Source organism: Bacteroides sp. GM023 (assembly GCF_014750685.1).
GTDB lineage: Bacteria > Bacteroidota > Bacteroidia > Bacteroidales > Bacteroidaceae > Bacteroides.
This window is the reverse complement of the sequence record NZ_JAAXGE010000013.1, coordinates 20,124-36,025: the sequence shown is the minus strand read 5'-3', so window position 1 is coordinate 36,025 and position 15,902 is coordinate 20,124. Positions and strand designations below refer to the sequence as shown.

13 protein-coding genes are annotated in these 15,902 nt (G+C 43.3%); 6 read left to right on the top strand and 7 right to left on the bottom strand.

Annotated elements, in window-relative coordinates; genetic code table 11:
- Positions 1-11 precede the first annotated feature (11 nt).
- Together HC965_RS22265 and HC965_RS22260 are read left to right on the top strand one after the other, a co-directional pair.
- A complete protein-coding gene (locus HC965_RS22265; RefSeq protein ID WP_191033533.1) occupies positions 12-1,475 on the top strand; it encodes a hypothetical protein in 1,464 nt (487 codons plus the stop codon).
- 264 nt (positions 1,476-1,739) lie between these two features.
- Positions 1,740-2,258 (top strand): DUF3836 domain-containing protein, encoded by a 519-nt coding sequence (locus HC965_RS22260; RefSeq protein WP_191033532.1) that lies wholly within the window; start codon positions 1,740-1,742, stop codon positions 2,256-2,258.
- A 144-nt stretch (positions 2,259-2,402) separates the two neighbouring features.
- Here the strand turns inward: HC965_RS22260 and msrB are convergent, their stop codons facing one another.
- From msrB to HC965_RS22230, 6 genes are all read right to left on the bottom strand, one after another.
- Entirely contained in the window at positions 2,403-3,431 is a 1,029-nt protein-coding gene (gene msrB, locus HC965_RS22255) for a peptide-methionine (R)-S-oxide reductase MsrB (protein ID WP_191033531.1), read from the bottom strand.
- A gap of 84 nt (positions 3,432-3,515) precedes the next feature.
- Complete coding sequence (locus HC965_RS22250; RefSeq protein WP_191033530.1) at positions 3,516-4,856, bottom strand: TolC family protein; 1,341 nt, start codon at positions 4,854-4,856, stop codon at positions 3,516-3,518.
- 9 nt (positions 4,857-4,865) lie between these two features.
- Positions 4,866-5,966: an efflux RND transporter periplasmic adaptor subunit gene (locus HC965_RS22245; protein WP_191033529.1), complete on the bottom strand. Its 1,101-nt coding sequence runs from the start codon at positions 5,964-5,966 to the stop codon at positions 4,866-4,868.
- Positions 5,967-6,027: 61 nt separating this feature from the next.
- Positions 6,028-7,269, bottom strand: coding sequence for an ABC transporter permease (locus HC965_RS22240; protein WP_191033528.1), 1,242 nt, complete (start codon positions 7,267-7,269; stop codon positions 6,028-6,030).
- Positions 7,270-7,273: 4 nt separating this feature from the next.
- Entirely contained in the window at positions 7,274-8,533 is a 1,260-nt protein-coding gene (locus HC965_RS22235) for an ABC transporter permease (RefSeq protein ID WP_191033527.1), read from the bottom strand.
- A gap of 33 nt (positions 8,534-8,566) precedes the next feature.
- Positions 8,567-9,283 carry an ABC transporter ATP-binding protein gene (locus HC965_RS22230; RefSeq protein WP_191033526.1) on the bottom strand — a complete coding sequence of 239 codons (717 nt, stop codon included), beginning with the start codon at positions 9,281-9,283 and terminating at the stop codon, positions 8,567-8,569.
- A 179-nt stretch (positions 9,284-9,462) separates the two neighbouring features.
- On the opposite strand from HC965_RS22230, the gene HC965_RS22225 reads away from it, so the two are divergent.
- Positions 9,463-10,443, top strand: a complete 981-nt coding sequence (locus HC965_RS22225; RefSeq protein ID WP_191033525.1) for an ROK family protein — start codon at positions 9,463-9,465, stop codon at positions 10,441-10,443.
- A gap of 293 nt (positions 10,444-10,736) precedes the next feature.
- Here the strand turns inward: HC965_RS22225 and rplS are convergent, their stop codons facing one another.
- The gene (rplS, locus tag HC965_RS22220; protein WP_044654838.1) at positions 10,737-11,090 is read right to left on the bottom strand and encodes a 50S ribosomal protein L19; all 354 of its coding nucleotides are present in this window, start codon (positions 11,088-11,090) and stop codon (positions 10,737-10,739) included.
- Between the two features lie 156 nt (positions 11,091-11,246).
- Between rplS and HC965_RS22215 the strand changes: the two genes are divergently transcribed.
- From HC965_RS22215 to HC965_RS22205, 3 genes are read left to right on the top strand one after another with little or no spacing between them, the layout of a single operon-like run.
- On the top strand, positions 11,247-12,032 hold the full coding sequence (locus tag HC965_RS22215) for a 5'-nucleotidase C-terminal domain-containing protein (RefSeq protein ID WP_191033524.1): 786 nt from the start codon (positions 11,247-11,249) through the stop codon (positions 12,030-12,032).
- Between the two features lie 25 nt (positions 12,033-12,057).
- On the top strand, positions 12,058-12,888 hold the full coding sequence (locus HC965_RS22210; protein WP_191033523.1) for a metallophosphatase: 831 nt from the start codon (positions 12,058-12,060) through the stop codon (positions 12,886-12,888).
- Positions 12,885-15,896 carry a glycoside hydrolase family 3 N-terminal domain-containing protein gene (locus tag HC965_RS22205; protein WP_191033522.1) on the top strand — a complete coding sequence of 1,004 codons (3,012 nt, stop codon included), beginning with the start codon at positions 12,885-12,887 and terminating at the stop codon, positions 15,894-15,896. Before HC965_RS22210 ends, HC965_RS22205 begins: the two co-directional genes overlap by 4 nt.
- The last annotated feature ends 6 nt before the right edge of the window (positions 15,897-15,902 follow it).

The following is a 15,902-nucleotide window of genomic DNA, read 5'->3' as shown; positions in this document are numbered from 1 at the left end:
AGGAGTCTACTATGTTTTTATCAGCATCATACATAGAAGTATTATATTCTTTAAGGCAAAAGCTAACTTTACTTATCTTTTGCCTTCTTCTCGTTATTCCCGGACGTGCCGAACGCCCGGCAGAGGAGATAAAGAGTATCAAGGCTGACCAAATTCTCAATACCAAGCAATTCAACTATTTGGATAAAGGAAGTATTATCACCCTGCGGATTGCTACTCCTGCACAGGACAAAGTGGTATTTGAGTCATTGATGCGTATTGAAAGTACAGATAAGGAACTGTATAATCTTATTCTTTCACATTCGCCACAAGTGGGTACTGAATTATTATGGGTATGTAATTCCGAAATTGAGAAAGTCCGTATTGATTCTTATGATATAGATTCAATCTCGTCCGATACTCTGTCGGTAGTCTTTTCGGTACATTTCCCCGCAGATTCGGTCTATATATCCGCAAATGGACACTCTTATCCGTTTTCGTCACATGGTATCCGTTCGGACAGGGGATATCGGTTTCACATTCTTGGTGATAAACATTCCCAATTGAAGTTACTTAGCAGACAAGCTGAGTTGCTGACGGTTGGAAAGGAAGAACAACATCTGTCTGCCTGGTATTGGATTCTGTTGATTGTAGTGGTGGATATGATTGTTTTCTTGGGGATGCATTGGCGGCATAGGCGTCAGAAGAGACTAAAGGCAAACAATCGTATCGAGATTCTCACTTCATTTGGAGATGAAGGCGGTACGGTGAAGTTGCCACGAGCCAATGCAGTTTATCTGTTTGGTGGCTTGCAGGTGTTTGATAATAAGGGTGAAGAGGTTTCGCAACGCTTTTCTCCACTCCTGCGCGAGTTATTTATCCTGTTGCTTTTGCGGTCGGCTGATAATGGTATTTCGTCGGAGGAGTTGACTACTACGTTATGGTTCGATAAAGATGATGTAAGCGCCAAGAATAACCGGGCAGTCAATCTTTCCAAATTGCGGGTACTGGTGGAATCTGTCGGCGGATGCACCATTGCCAAGATTTCGGGTAATTGGAGAGTGCAGTTTGATAAGACGGCATTTGTAGATTACTACGAATGTCTTCCCGAGAAAATCCGTCCGGATAGTCTGACAACCGAACGGATTAAAATTATAGCTGCCCTGACAGCCAAAGGCAGCTTGTTGAGTGAATGTGATTATCTGTGGCTCGATTCTTTTAAAAGTCACATGGCTGATAATCTTATTGAGTCTCTATTGAAGTATGCCACTTTATTGGACGAACACGAAGCCTACGATACCAAATTATTAATATCTGATATTATATTCCGGTTTGACTCAGTAAACGAGCCGGCTCTCCGGCTTAAATGTGGTACTTACGTAGCTATGCGCAAGCAGTATATGGCAAAGACTACCTATGAACACTTCTGTAGGGAATACAAATCGCTCTATGATGAACCTTTCGAACATTCTTTTAATAGTATCATTAGTCAGTAAATCATTTCTTTATTCATAAGTTTTTTATTTATGTGTTCGTTTATGAGCGTACAACTGTTCGTTTTCGTACACTCGTCTATTTTATAATAGCTTTGATTATTAAGTAGTTATCTGTTTGGCACGTCCGTTGCATTTATATAGCCGAAAGCGGAAAGCAAAAAAAGAAGAAAAAGATTCAGAAAGTTGCAACCATTTGAGGTGGACGTTCCGTCTAACATACAGAAGAGCAAAAACAGAATGTTGAACAATAAAAAATATACAATTATGAAAACTACAGTATTATTCAGAATGATCGTTTTAGTTGCTATGGTATTTGCAGGTATTGCTAATGCAGAAGTGAAAGCACAGGACAATAACTTCATTACTAATGAAGAAAAAGTGGGTGATCTTGTTGTTTCGAAGGTGATTTACAGACTGGACGGTTCTCTCTACCGTCACATGAAATATGATTTTACCTATGACGACCAAAAGAGAATGGCTTCCAAAGAAGCGTTCAAGTGGGATGCTGCCAGTGAAAAGTGGACTCCATACTTCAAGATAAATTATACTTATACTTCTAATGAAATCACATTGGTATATGCACGTTGGAATGAATCTCGCAGAACTTACGACGCATCTGTTGAAAAGAGCGTTTATGAACTGAATGATGCTAATATGCCGATAGCTTATATGAACTACAAATGGAATGACTATAAATGGACTGAAGAAGCTGCTGCCAACTGGGCTATGAATGTAACTACACCGACAGTGAATGAAGCCAGTCTGTTGATTGCGGACAGATAAAAATATATGGAGTTGTGAAACTCTTTTTTCTCTCTCTAATTTAATTTGCATAAAAAAAAACGGTGGATTATCCCGAAAAGGATATCCACCGTTTTTTAATTATCTGAATAAAGTTTTATCTATTTCAGTCTATCTACGTAGCGTTTACTTAACGAGCGGCAAATATTCTCCATAACCTTCATCTTTCATCTTTTCTTTCGGGATAAAGCGAAGTGAAGCACTGTTAATGCAATAGCGAAGCCCGCCTTTGTCCTTCGGACCGTCTGTGAATACATGTCCCAAATGAGCGTCACCGCTTTTGCTGCGTACTTCCGTTCGGAACATCTCATAAGAAGTATCTTTTTTCTCTGCAATCAAGTCTTTTTGAATCGGTTTAGAGAAGCTGGGCCATCCACAACCCGAATCGAACTTGTCAGTGGAGACAAATAGTGGTTCACCGGTAGTAATATCAACATAGATACCTGGACGATGCTCATTCCAGTATTCGTTATGGAATGCTGGTTCAGTAGCGCTTTTCTGAGTAACAGCGTATTGTTCTGCCGATAGCTTTTTCCGTAAAGTTGCATCATCCGGCTTTTGATAACTTTTCGTTTGGGGAGCATTGGCTTTTCGTGCCATTTCAAATAAAGCCGGATTGATATGACAATATCCGTTCGGATTCTTGTCCAAATAATCCTGATGATAAGTTTCTGCCGGATAGAAGTTGGTCAATGGCTTCACTTCTATGGCAATAGGACTTCTGTATTGGGTAGCTAGCACCTGAATAGCCTGATTGATAATAGGCACATCGGCTTTATTGGTATAATAAATTCCTGTTCTGTACTGCGTACCACGGTCGTTCCCTTGTCGGTTGAGGCTGGTCGGGTCGATTGTCTTAAAATACAAATCGAGCAATAAAGTCAAATTGACGACTTCGGGATCATAGACCACTTTCACCGTTTCGGCTGCATTCGTCTTTCCCGAGCATACCTGTTCATAACTAGGATTGTCAACAATGCTGTTGGCATATCCTGCCTGAGTACTTTCTACTCCTCTGATTTGCTTCAGAAAATGTTCTGTTCCCCAAAAACATCCCCCTGCGAAATAGATTTCTGCTTGATTTTTCATTGGTTTAGCAACTCCTAAAAATACATTACTAATCATCAGAATCACTAAGATAATAAAATGTTTCATATCCGTTGGTTCTTTCTATAATAACGAATAAACCAACGGATATGTTTAAGGGAATCACTATGTTAAGTTCAAGTATGATTCTTGTTATTCAATAATCTGTCCTTTGTAGAAATCCAAAATCTTTGTGCAGAACAAATAATCATATTTGGCTTGCAGCCTGTCTGATAGCGCTTTTGTCAGATTGAGCTTTGATTCGTTGTATTCTACAAAAGTCGCTTTACCATTATTGAATTTCTCATTCATTAGCCGGAAAGATTCTTCATTAGCTTTCACGGCGACCTCACTGGAATTATATTTGCTTTCTGCTGCCAAAGCATTGTACCAGGATTGCTGAATTTCCTTGTAAAGAGTCTTTTTAGCGTTGTCTAATTGCAGTGTAAGATTGTTTTGCTGTAGACGGGCCGTTCTGACTTTATTGCGTGTAGAAAAACGATTGAAGATAGGAACACTAAGATTGAATCCTACATATTTATTCAGATTGTTTTTCATTTGATTGGCAAAACTTCCTTCCGATTTGCCGTTTACTGTATAGTAATTACTTCCCAAACCAGCACTGAAAGATAACTGTGGATAGAAATTACCTTGTGCAATACGGATACTGTTGATGCTACCTTGCAATCTGTATTCTGCCGATTTAATGCTTGGTTTGTAGGCAAGTGCTTGCGTATAAATATCATCCGGCGGAGTGAGAGAAGAGAACTCCATTTCTTCTTTCGGATTCTCAAGGACAAATCCTTCCGGTGTAGGGAGTTCCAGAAGTTGACTAAGATCCAGTAGTGATAACTTATATTTATTGTCGGACTGTACAGCGGTCATTTCATCCTGTGCTACACGAGCCTGTGCTTCAGCCACTTCAGATGGGGAGGCTTTACCTACTCCGAAAAGTCCCTGTATGCGTTTTAGCTGGTCTTTACTTAAATCTACCTGATTGTGAGCAACCTTACTTAATTCTAGATTAAATAACACCTGCAAATAGGCAGAAGTGACATTGATGGCAATATCTTCTTTAGCTTTATTGAGGTCTTCAATGGCCGCTTTTAAATCCAGTTTGGCTAGTGAATATTGATTGGATAGTTGCAAACCGGTGAATATAGGTACATTTGTGCCTAAACTGAAACTTGTATTGGCACTATTGATATCGCTATATGAGTTATCTACCGGAGAGGCTGTACGTCCCCAACTCCAGTTTTGGCTGGCACTACCACTCAAATTCGGCAGACGTGCCCATTTGGTAGTATGCACATCTACTTTACTTATTTCGGCATCGTTAGCAGATTTGCGAATCCCTATATTATGCTCGATGGCATAGTCGATACATTGTCGCAGCGTCCATGCTTGCGACGAGTTGTTGTCCTGCGCCTGAATTGAAATTATTCCGATTCCTGAAAGCAGAAGTACTGATATGGTTCTATGTATTGTCTTCATTGGAGTCTATTATTTGTCTTTTTTCTCAGCACCACGTATTTTGTCCTGTGCAGTTATTCCTTTCTTTATTTCTATCTTGATACCATCACTCATACCGGCCGTCACCTGCGTACGTTGGAATTTTTGTTGAGGCACGGAATCCGTCATGAGATATATAAAGGTAGAGTCTCCGCTAAATTCAATCGTACTTTCGGGCACAGCCAATACCTGATTGGCGCGTTGCAACACGATTTCTGCATTGGCAGAGTAACCGGAACGGATTTGTACGGAATCCGGTACGGAAATAGCAGCTTTGATTTCAAACTGATTGGCTCCGTTTGTTTCTACTCCTTTCGGAGAGATATATTCCAAGATGGCATTGAAAGTCAAATTTTGCAAAGCACCGATTGTAAGTTTTATCGGCATTTGTTCGTGGATACGTCCTACTTCGGTTTCATCAATGTTACCACGGAAAATCAGGTCATTCATATTGGCTACCGTTGCGATAGTCGTTCCGTCATTAAAAGTATTACTCATAATAACCGAGTTTCCCGCTTTTACAGGTACATCCAGTACCAATCCGTCAATCGTAGAACGAATCATGGTACTACTGAAAGATGCACTGCTCTTGGTAATTCCTTCTTTTACGATTTCCAGATTATCTTTGGCAGTCTGTTTTTCTTCACGTGCCTGCTTTACGGCAACTTCACTTTTCTCGTACTCTTCCCGGCTGATTAATTGGTCCTCATACAACTTTTTAATACGGTTAAAGTCAGTCTCAGCCTGTGCTGTATTGATTTCTGCCAGGCGTACACGGCTTTCTGCAGAGTTTAATTGTCCGAGTTCAGGGATTACTTTTACTTTGGCGATAACTTCACCTTTTCTGACTGTTTGTCCCGCTTCTTTATACACCTCATCGATGATACCGGAAATTTGCGGTTTGATTAAGATTTCGTCTCTCGGTTCTACCTTTCCGGTAGCTACGGTAGTCTTTTGCAAGTCTGTTATTTCCGCCTTCACTGTTTCATAAACAGTAATTTTAGGCTGCGATTTCTGATACAGGAACACGAACGTTCCAATAAGGATTACGGCAATGATTACCAATAATGCGATTTTCAGATACTTTTTCATCTTGGATATATGTGTTTAATTTTTAATTCTTTATTCATTCTCAACTTTCAAGTCCCTGTTTCTACTCGTCGCGGATGGCCTCAATCGGTTTGATAGCCATAGCCCGATAAGCGGGTGCCAGTCCTGCTAGCATTCCTAGTGCAATCAACAAGGCACAAGTACCGATTGCCAGTCCGAAGCTGACTTGAAAATGAGAGTCGCTACCGTCTGAATTTACTCCCATTTCTAGCAGTTGCAGTATCATGATGGCAAAGGAGATTCCACACATCCCCGCAATGGTTGTCAGCACCATACTCTCAGAGAGAATTTGCTGCATGATGTCTCTCGGTCGTGCTCCGATAGCCCGGCGGATACCGATTTCGGTGGTACGCTCTTTCACTGTTACCATCATGATATTCGATACGCCGATAGCACCGGCAAGCAAAGTTCCCAAACCGACCATCCAGACCAGTATATTGATGCCCGTAAATAAATTATCGACCATGGAAAACATAGCTTCCGCATTCAAGTACATGACAGCTTGTTTATCATTGGGAGCAATATAATGTGCTGCTTTGATAATCTCTTCCATTTTCGGTTGCAGGTCAGATACTTTGACTCCATGCTTTGCGGTGAAACAGATAACATCAATTCTTCCGCCCAGGTTGTACGTTTGCTGCATGGTGGTGAAGGGTAAAGTGACTGCTTCCGAAGCCCGTCCCTGTATGTTCATGTCCCCTTCGGAAGAAGACATACCGATGATTCTGTAATAAATCCCGTCTACACGTATGTATTTCCCGCACGGATCTTCTCCTGCTTTGAAAAGACTTTCATAAACCCGTTTTCCGATAACACACACTTTGCGCGCTTCCTTTATATCTACATCATTGATAAATCTGCCATAAGCCATTTCCTGTGATTCGATGTGAAGATAGTCGGGATATAGTCCTTTTACGCTGCAATCATATTTTTTATCTTCATATACAGCTTTCGACCCCCAACGGGCGATGGAAGGGGTAATGACTTCCACATCTTTGACTTGCGAACGCAGGCGTTCAATATCGACAGCTTCCAGATTCCACCATCTTCCTTTACGGAAACCTTTATAGGCTTCGCCCGTTCTTTGCGAAGCAAGGAAGCCGGAGTTGGTGGCGAATCCTTCAAAGTTCTTTTTCATCATATCTTCCAATCCTTGTCCGCCGCCGATAAGGGCAACAAGCATGAAGATTCCCCAAAACACACCGAATGCGGTCAGCAGACTTCTTGTTTTATTTCTTGTGATGGTTATGAGGATTTCCTCACAGGTATCCATGTCTATTCTCATAATCTTAATCTGCTCTAAGTGCTTCAATCGGTCGGATGCTGACTGCTTTGCGGGCAGGGAACAATCCGGCTAACGTACCAGCTATTACTAATGTGAGTGTGGCCTGTATGGCAATTCTTATATCGACTGTGGGATTCAGAAAGACCGTTTCAGACCATATCCCGTTATCCATAGTCTGATTTCCGAAAGCATTGTTCATCCATTCGGTCACCCCAATGCCGGCCACCATGCCGATATATCCGAATATAGTAGTGATAGTGACACTTTCTACGATAATCAGCCAAAGGATAGAAAGAGGCTTGGCTCCCAGAGCCTTGCGAATACCAAATTCGCGAGTACGTTCTTTTACGGTAATCAGCATGATATTGGAAACCCCAACAATTCCGCTTAGCAGTGTGAAAATACCAATTACCCAAATCGCTATGCGAAGCATACCCGAGCCCTTCTGCTGTTGCAGATAGTTGGTAAACCGGTTCCATATCCAGATAGCGCTATGGTCGGTCGGGTCAAAACGATGATTGGCTCCTATTACCTTGCGATAATGAGCTTCGAATTCTTCATTCGCTTCTATCGTCTCCAGATTTTTGGTTGTCATGATAAGGTTGTTCACCTTATCTCCTTTATTATAAATAGTTTGCAGGGTCGTGAAAGGAATATAGGCATCGCTGTCTCCACTGTCCCCTTTATCATTATAGAGCCCTACTACCTGATAAACGACGTTGCCTGCATTCACAAACTGCCCGATAGGCTCCGTATGGCTTTTGTCGAAAAGTATTTCTGCTGTTTTCTTATGAAGTACGATGACTTTACGTCGTGCCTTAATATCTATCTCGTTGATAAAACGTCCTTTAAAGAGTTTCACAACCTCTACTTCCGTATGATTGGGGTATACGCCGGAAAGGCTCAGACTCACGTACTCCTGTCCGAAACTAAGATTTACTCCGCCTTGCCAGACAGTCGCTCCGGCTTTAATTACGTGGTCCGGAAAATAGTGGTCGGTGGCATCCACGTCTTTATTGTCCAATTGTACCCGTCTTCCTTCTTTCAGACCATCATAAGACTTGCTCGTCCATCCCGGAAAAATCTTGATGGAGTTCATAGCCCGTTCGGAAGCCGATTGCTCGAATGCATGAATCAGTCCGTTGCCTGCGCCCAGCAGGACGATAAGCATAAAGATACCCCATGCTACGGCAAATCCGGTGAGAAAAGTCCTCAGCTTGTTGCGCTTGATGGTACTGTATATTTCTTGCCAAATATCAATCATGATAATGTTTGTATAGTAGTGGTGGATTCTGGTTTATTTCATGATGCCGTCCTTGCCGAAAGGAGAAGCGTCGTGGTCGATGTTATCCTCGATTCGTTCGATAATACCATCTTTGATATGTATAATCTTGTCTGTCTGGTTGGCAACGCCACTCTCATGAGTGACGACTATAATAGTCATTCCCATTCGGTGCAAATCTTTTAGAATCTGCATCACTTCCACAGACGTCTTACTGTCCAGTGCTCCGGTCGGTTCATCCGCCAGGATAATTTGTGGCTGGGTGATGAGTGCACGTGCGATGGCTACACGTTGTTTCTGACCGCCGCTCATTTCGTTGGGCATATGATGTGCCCAGTCTTTCAAACCCAGCCGGTCGAGATATTCCAATGCAAGCGCGTTTCTCTTTTTACGACTTACCCCCTGATAGAATAAAGGAAGTGCTACATTTTCTACGGCATCTTTAAAGGAAATCAGGTTGAATGACTGGAAAATAAATCCAATCATGCGGTTTCGGTATTCGGCAGCTTTGGTCTCGCTTAGATTTTTGATAAGTACATTGTTCAGATAATAATCTCCGGTATCGTAATTATCAAGAATACCTAATATATTAAGTAAGGTTGATTTGCCAGAACCTGACGCTCCCATGATAGAAACAAACTCGCCCCGTTCTATTTTGAGGTTGATGCCTTTGAGTACGTGGAGGGGTGCTCCGTTGTTGTAAGTCTTATTGACGTTTGTAAGTTGTATCACAATTTCCTTTATTTAGTTTCTGTTTTCTTATGAATTTCTACTATTAGACGACCGAAAGATACGAAAAGTTGCAAAGCAGGTGAACTTTTTTTGAAAAACATTTTGTAGACTCAATCTTCTTTACGTAATTTGTGTGCAGTAAACTTAATGATTAACTAACCCTTTTAAATAAAAGTATCATGAATTCAAACATGGAGAAACCCTACGTAGTAGGTATTGACATAGGCGGAACGAATTCCGTCTTTGGAATTGTAGACGCACGCGGAACTATTATTGCCAGCAGCTCAATCAAGACATCCGGCTATCCTACGGTAGAAGAATATGCAGACGAAGTGTGCAAAAACCTGCTTCCGTTGATTATTGCTAACGGTGGTGTTGATAAAATCAGAGGTATCGGTGTCGGTGCTCCGAATGGCAACTACTACACAGGAACGATTGAATTTGCTCCAAACTTGCCTTGGAAAGGTATCCTTCCGCTGGCTGCCATGTTTGAAGAAAGACTGGGTATTCCTACTGCTTTGACAAACGACGCGAATGCTGCCGCTATCGGTGAAATGACTTACGGTGCAGCCCGTGGTATGAAAGACTTTATCATGATTACGCTGGGTACCGGTGTAGGTAGCGGTATCGTTATCAACGGTCAGATGGTATATGGTCATGACGGTTTTGCGGGTGAGCTCGGACACGTTATCGCTCGTCGCGAAGGTCGTGTTTGTGGTTGCGGTCGTAAAGGCTGTCTGGAAACTTACTGTTCAGCTACCGGTGTAGCTCGCACAGCTCGTGAACTTTTGGCAGCTCGTACGGATGCCAGCTTGCTTCGCAACATTCCTGCAGAAAACATTACTTCAAAAGATGTATATGACGCTGCGGTACAAGGTGATAAACTAGCACAGGAAATCTTCGAATTTACAGGTAACATCCTGGGTGAAGCATTGGCAGACGCTATTGCATTCTCCAGCCCTGAAGCAATTGTATTGTTCGGTGGTTTGGCTAAATCCGGTGACTATATCATGAAGCCGATTCAGAAATCAATGGAAGATAATCTTCTGAACATCTATAAAGGTAAAACGAAATTGCTTGTTTCCGAATTGAAAGATTCTGATGCTGCCGTACTGGGTGCCAGTGCATTGGCTTGGGAACTGAAAGATTTGAAAGAATAATAATATCATTATTATAATAAAGGTAGTGAAGCCTCGGAAGCCAATTGTGCTTTCGGGGCTTTTCTTATGTCTGCCCGGAAGGCTCAGAAATGGGGCTGAATGTTCGTCACCGGGAAACAAGTTGTTCCTCGGTGAGAAACACTTTGTTTCTCGGTGTCGAACACATTGTTTCACACCGGGAAACAAATCCCGGACCGATGCGAAGAAAACATCGTATGAATGATAACGGCAATAAAAAAAGGAACCTCATCCATTGTGAAGTTCCTTTTTTTATTTCGAATCGAAAAGTAGTCTTAGTTATTAACTCTTTTTTCTTTGATTCTAGCTTTCTTACCAGTAAGAGCACGCAGGTAGTACAATTTAGCGCGACGAACTTTACCTACCTTGTTCACCTCGATATTGTCGATAGCCGGTGATTCGATTGGGAAAATTCTTTCTACACCGATAGTACCTGACATTTTACGTACAGTAAAACGTTTCTTGTCTCCATGACCGGCGATTTTGATAACAACACCACGGTACAACTGTACACGTTCTTTGTTACCTTCAATAATACGATATGCTACTGTTACAGTGTCTCCTGCTTTGAAGCTCGGGTGCTGTTTACCGGTAGCGAATGCTTCTTCTGCAATTTTAATTAAATCCATTGTTGTTATTATTAAATTGTTTCATCGTTACAACGCAACATACCAAGTATCTCGTCTCTTGACAGCGATTGCGCGAAAGCGGTGCAAAGTAACGAATTATTTAGCAGATAGCCAAATGTTTTTTGTATATTTGTCGCATATATAAAAATAGCGAACATGAAACAGACTTATGTAAAGTATCTGATTGTGGCATCATTGGCAGGTGGTATCCTGTTCACGTCCTGCCGCACAACACGAGAGGCTACAGCTCACTATCAAGTGGCAAAAGTAGAAGGTAGTATGATTAAGATTGACTCTGTCTGGGACGCTAATCCCGACAAAAGAACTACCGAGGTATTGAAACCTTATAAAGATAAAGTTGACGGGATGATGTATGAAGTCATCGGCACCAGCGAAATGAAAATGGATAAGGGTGGGCCTGAAAGTCTGCTTTCCAATCTCGTTGCAAGTGTCTTGCAGCAGGCTGCCGCACCGACATTGGGGAAACCTGCCGATATGGGACTGGTGAATATGGGCGGATTGCGTAATATCCTGCCGAAAGGTGAAATCACTGTAAGTGAAATCTTTGAAATACTTCCTTTTGAGAACTCCCTTTGCATCCTGACGATGAAAGGCTCGGACATGAAACGACTTTTTAAAGCGATTGCTTCTTTGCGCGGAGAAGGAGTGAGCGGTATCCGTTTGGAAATAACCAAGAAAGGAGAACTGCTGAATGCAACAATCGGCGGCAAACCCGTAGACGACAACCAGCTCTATACGGTAGCCACTATCGACTACCTGGCAGACGGCAACGGGCGAATGGATGCTTTCCTGCAAGCGGAGAAACGTGAATGTCCCGACGGAGCTACCCTGCGCGGATTATTCCTCGACTATGTCCGCAAACAGACTGCCGAAGGCAAAATGATTACTTCCAAACTGGATGGACGCATTACCATAAAATAAAAAGGAGAATCTAAAAACATTGAATATGAAAAGAATTCAAATATCATTCCTGCTATGCCTTGCATTGAGCTTCGCTTTTTCTCTATTTGCGCAGGATACCAAAGAACTTATACTTTTACAGACCAGCGACGTACATAGCCGCATCGAACCTATCAACCAAAAAGGTGACCGCAACTACGATGAAGGCGGTTTTGTCCGCCGGGCTACTTTCCTCGACCAGTTCCGCAAAGAGCATAAGAATGTCTTGTTGTTCGATTGCGGAGATATTTCCCAAGGTACACCTTATTATAATATGTTCCAGGGAGAAGTAGAAGTGAAATTAATGAATGAAATGGGCTACGAAGCCATGACCATCGGCAACCATGAATTTGATTTCGGCATGGATAATATGGCACGCCTTTTCAAAATGGCGAAGTTTCCGGTCGTTTGTGCCAACTACAACCTGGACGCCACTCCCTTGAAAGACATTGTAAAGCCTTACGTAATCCTTGAAAGATACGGCTTGAAGATTGGCGTATTCGGACTGGGAGCCAAACCGGAAGGTCTGATTCAGGCAAATAAATGCGAAGGCGTCGTTTATGAAAACCCAATCGAAGTATCGAATGAAATAGCCGCCCTGCTGAAGAAGAAAGGATGCGACCTGATAGTATGCCTGTCCCATTTGGGTATTCAGATGGACGAGCGCCTGGTTGCGAAAACACGCAATATCGACGTGATTCTGGGCGGACACTCACATACCTTTATGAAAGGACCGAAAACTTATTTGAATATGGACGGCAAGGAAGTACCCGTCATGCATACTGGAAAAAGCGGTGTGCGTGTAGGCCGTCTCAACTTGACTTTGAAACGTAAATGAAGATAATTCCCTCAATTTTAGCGATTTTATTTCTTTTCTCTGCCGGACAGGTCACAAGTTCGGCGCAGAATACTGCTACTGTCGAACCACTGTTAGTGTACAAAGCTCTCCAGGATAAGGATTGCCGGCACTGGGTGGATTCGATATTGGATAAACTCTCCTTTAAAGAAAAGGTAGGTCAGTTATTTATCTACACCATTGCTCCCGTAGATACCAAGCGAAACCTGGAACTGCTGCGCGAAGCCGTCGATACCTACAAAGTAGGCGGACTTCTCTTCTCCGGTGGGAAAATGCAAACCCAGGTCGACTTGACAAACCGGGCACAGAAACAGGCGAAAGTACCTGTTATGATAACCTTCGACGGAGAATGGGGACTGGCGATGCGTTTGCGCGGCACACCTGTTTTCCCGCGAAATATGGTGCTGGGATGCATCCGTGACAATCAACTGATTTATGAATACGGGAGCGAAGTAGCCCGTCAATGCCGGCAGATTGGCGTACAGGTCAATTTTGCTCCGGTGGCGGATGTGAACATCAATCCCAAGAATCCGGTTATCAACACCCGTTCTTTCGGAGAAGACCCGATACAGGTAGCAGACAAAGTAATCGCTTACGCTTCCGGCCTGGAAGGTGGGGGAGTATTATCCGTATGCAAACATTTTCCCGGTCATGGCGACACTGATGTCGACTCGCATAAAGCGCTTCCGGTGCTTCCTTTCACTCGCGAACGCCTGGACAGCGTGGAACTTTATCCCTTTAAAAAAGCAATTCGTGCCGGATTGGGCGGCATGATGGTAGGACATCTGCAAGTTCCGGTGATAGAACCGATAGGCGGACTTCCTTCTTCTTTATCCCGCAATGTCGTCTACGATTTGCTGACAGACGAGTTAGCTTTCAAAGGACTGATATTCACCGATGCACTTGCGATGAAAGGCGTATCGGGCAATGGTTATGTCAGCCTGCAAGCACTGAAAGCCGGTAATGACATGGTACTCGCTCCCCGCAATCTGAAAGAAGAAATCCCGGCTGTGCTGGAAGCGGTTGAAAAAGGAGAACTGACCAAAGAAGATATTGAAAACAAATGCCGCAAAGTCTTGACCTATAAATATGTATTAGGACTCAAGAAAAAGCCGCACATACAATTATCCGGTTTGGAACAGCGAATCAACAGCCCGCAGACACGCGATTTAATTCGCCGGCTGAATCTCGCCGCCATCACTGTCCTGAATAATAAAAATCACATCCTTCCCCTGCATGCGGATAAAGAGCAAACGATTGCTTTGCTCGAAGTTGGAAAACCCGGAGAAACGGAGATATTAACCAAGCAAATGTCCCGCTATACCTCTCTGACACGTTTCCGTCTTCGTCCCAATCAGACCGAAGAAGAAAATCAGCGATTGCGTGATTCATTGGCTACCTATAAACGAATTGTTGTAGCCGTCAGCGAACAACGGTTGGCTCCTTATCATTCGTTCTTTACTAAGTTTGCTCCTGAAAGTCCGGCTATCTACCTGTTCTTCACTCCCGGCAAAATGATGTTGCAGATTCACCGTGCGGTGTCTCATGCTTCTGCCGTAGTGCTGGGACATAGCCATACTAGCGATGTGCAACGTCAAGTGGCAGATATTTTATTTGCCAAAGCCACCGCGGACGGACGATTATCAGCAAGCGTGGGCGGATTATTCCCGACAGGCGCCGGAGTGACCATCACGCCGAAAACTCCTTTGCACTTTATCCCGGAAGAATACGGACTTTCATCCGCTCTTCTTAAAAAGATTGATACCATTGCGTTAGACGGCATTCAGCAAGGAGCCTATCCCGGTTGCCAGGTGGTCGTGCTGAAAAACGGACATATCATGTTTGATAAATCCTTTGGTACTTATACAGGAAAAGGAAGTCCCCGTGTCGAATCCACGAATATCTATGACTTGGCTTCCCTTTCCAAGACAACGGGTACTTTGCTTGCCGTCATGAAACTCTACGATAAGGGACGTTTCAATCTGACTGATAAGATTTCCGATTATCTGCCGTTCCTGCAACGCACGGATAAGAAAGATATAACGATTCAGGAGATACTGTACCACCAGTCCGGCTTGCCGTCCTGGCTTCCTTTCTATCAAGAGACTATTGATAAAGATAGTTATGACGGAAGACTTTTCAGTGCCCGCAAAGACGCGCACCATCCGGTACAGATTGGAACGACTACCTGGGCTAATCCGAAATTCAAGTTTAAAAGCGAATATATATCCCCTGTCAAGACCGGAGATTATACCATTCAGATTTGCGACAGCCTGTGGCTGAACCGCTCTTTCCGGAAAGTGATAGAAGAGAAAATAGTGGAAGCTCCGTTGAAGCAGAAACGCTACGTATATAGTGATATAGGCTTTATCCTGTTGGGAATGTTGGTGGAACAGCTGGCGGGAATGCCAATGGAAGCCTATTTGCAACGTGAGTTTTATGAACCGATGGGCTTGGAACGTACAGGTTACCTGCCTTTGCGCCGTTTTGCCAAATCAGAAATCGTGCCATCCAACAAAGACCGCTTCTTGCGGAAAGAGACTTTGCAAGGATATGTACATGATGAGGCTTCCGCTTTCTTCGGCGGACTTGCCGGAAATGCCGGACTTTTCTCAACCGCTCGTGAAGTGGCACGTGTCTATCAGATGTTGTTGAATGGCGGAGAGATAGACGGTCAACGCTATTTGAGCAAAGAAACCTGTAATCTATTCACAACGGAAGTTTCCAAGATAAGCCGGCGGGGACTGGGCTTTGATAAACCGGACATGGAAGATTCGAAGAAGGGAAACTGCGCTTCCGGCGTACCTGCCGAGGTGTACGGACATACCGGATTCACTGGTACATGTGCCTGGGTAGACCCGGTGAACGACTTAGTCTATGTCTTTTTGAGTAACCGTATTTATCCCAATGTCACCAACCGCAAGCTGAACCAACTGCATATTCGTGAACGGATACAGGAAGCAATCTACGGTGCGATGAGGAAGAAATAGGCAAAG

Excerpts from the sequence above, each read along its gene's own strand:
- HC965_RS22265 (WP_191033533.1), top strand. The coding sequence starts at position 12 with ATGTTTTTATCAGCATCATACATAGAAGTATTATATTCTTTAAGGCAA.
- rplS (WP_044654838.1), bottom strand. The coding sequence starts at position 11,090 with ATGGATTTAATTAAAATTGCAGAAGAAGCATTCGCTACCGGTAAACAG.
- HC965_RS22240 (WP_191033528.1), bottom strand. The coding sequence starts at position 7,269 with ATGAGAATAGACATGGATACCTGTGAGGAAATCCTCATAACCATCACA.
- HC965_RS22225 (WP_191033525.1), top strand. The coding sequence starts at position 9,463 with ATGAATTCAAACATGGAGAAACCCTACGTAGTAGGTATTGACATAGGC.
- HC965_RS22210 (WP_191033523.1), top strand. The coding sequence starts at position 12,058 with ATGAAAAGAATTCAAATATCATTCCTGCTATGCCTTGCATTGAGCTTC.
- HC965_RS22205 (WP_191033522.1), top strand. The coding sequence starts at position 12,885 with ATGAAGATAATTCCCTCAATTTTAGCGATTTTATTTCTTTTCTCTGCC.
- msrB (WP_191033531.1), bottom strand. The coding sequence starts at position 3,431 with ATGAAACATTTTATTATCTTAGTGATTCTGATGATTAGTAATGTATTT.
- HC965_RS22250 (WP_191033530.1), bottom strand. The coding sequence starts at position 4,856 with ATGAAGACAATACATAGAACCATATCAGTACTTCTGCTTTCAGGAATC.
- HC965_RS22245 (WP_191033529.1), bottom strand. The coding sequence starts at position 5,966 with ATGAAAAAGTATCTGAAAATCGCATTATTGGTAATCATTGCCGTAATC.
- HC965_RS22260 (WP_191033532.1), top strand. The coding sequence starts at position 1,740 with ATGAAAACTACAGTATTATTCAGAATGATCGTTTTAGTTGCTATGGTA.
- HC965_RS22235 (WP_191033527.1), bottom strand. The coding sequence starts at position 8,533 with ATGATTGATATTTGGCAAGAAATATACAGTACCATCAAGCGCAACAAG.
- HC965_RS22215 (WP_191033524.1), top strand. The coding sequence starts at position 11,247 with ATGAAACAGACTTATGTAAAGTATCTGATTGTGGCATCATTGGCAGGT.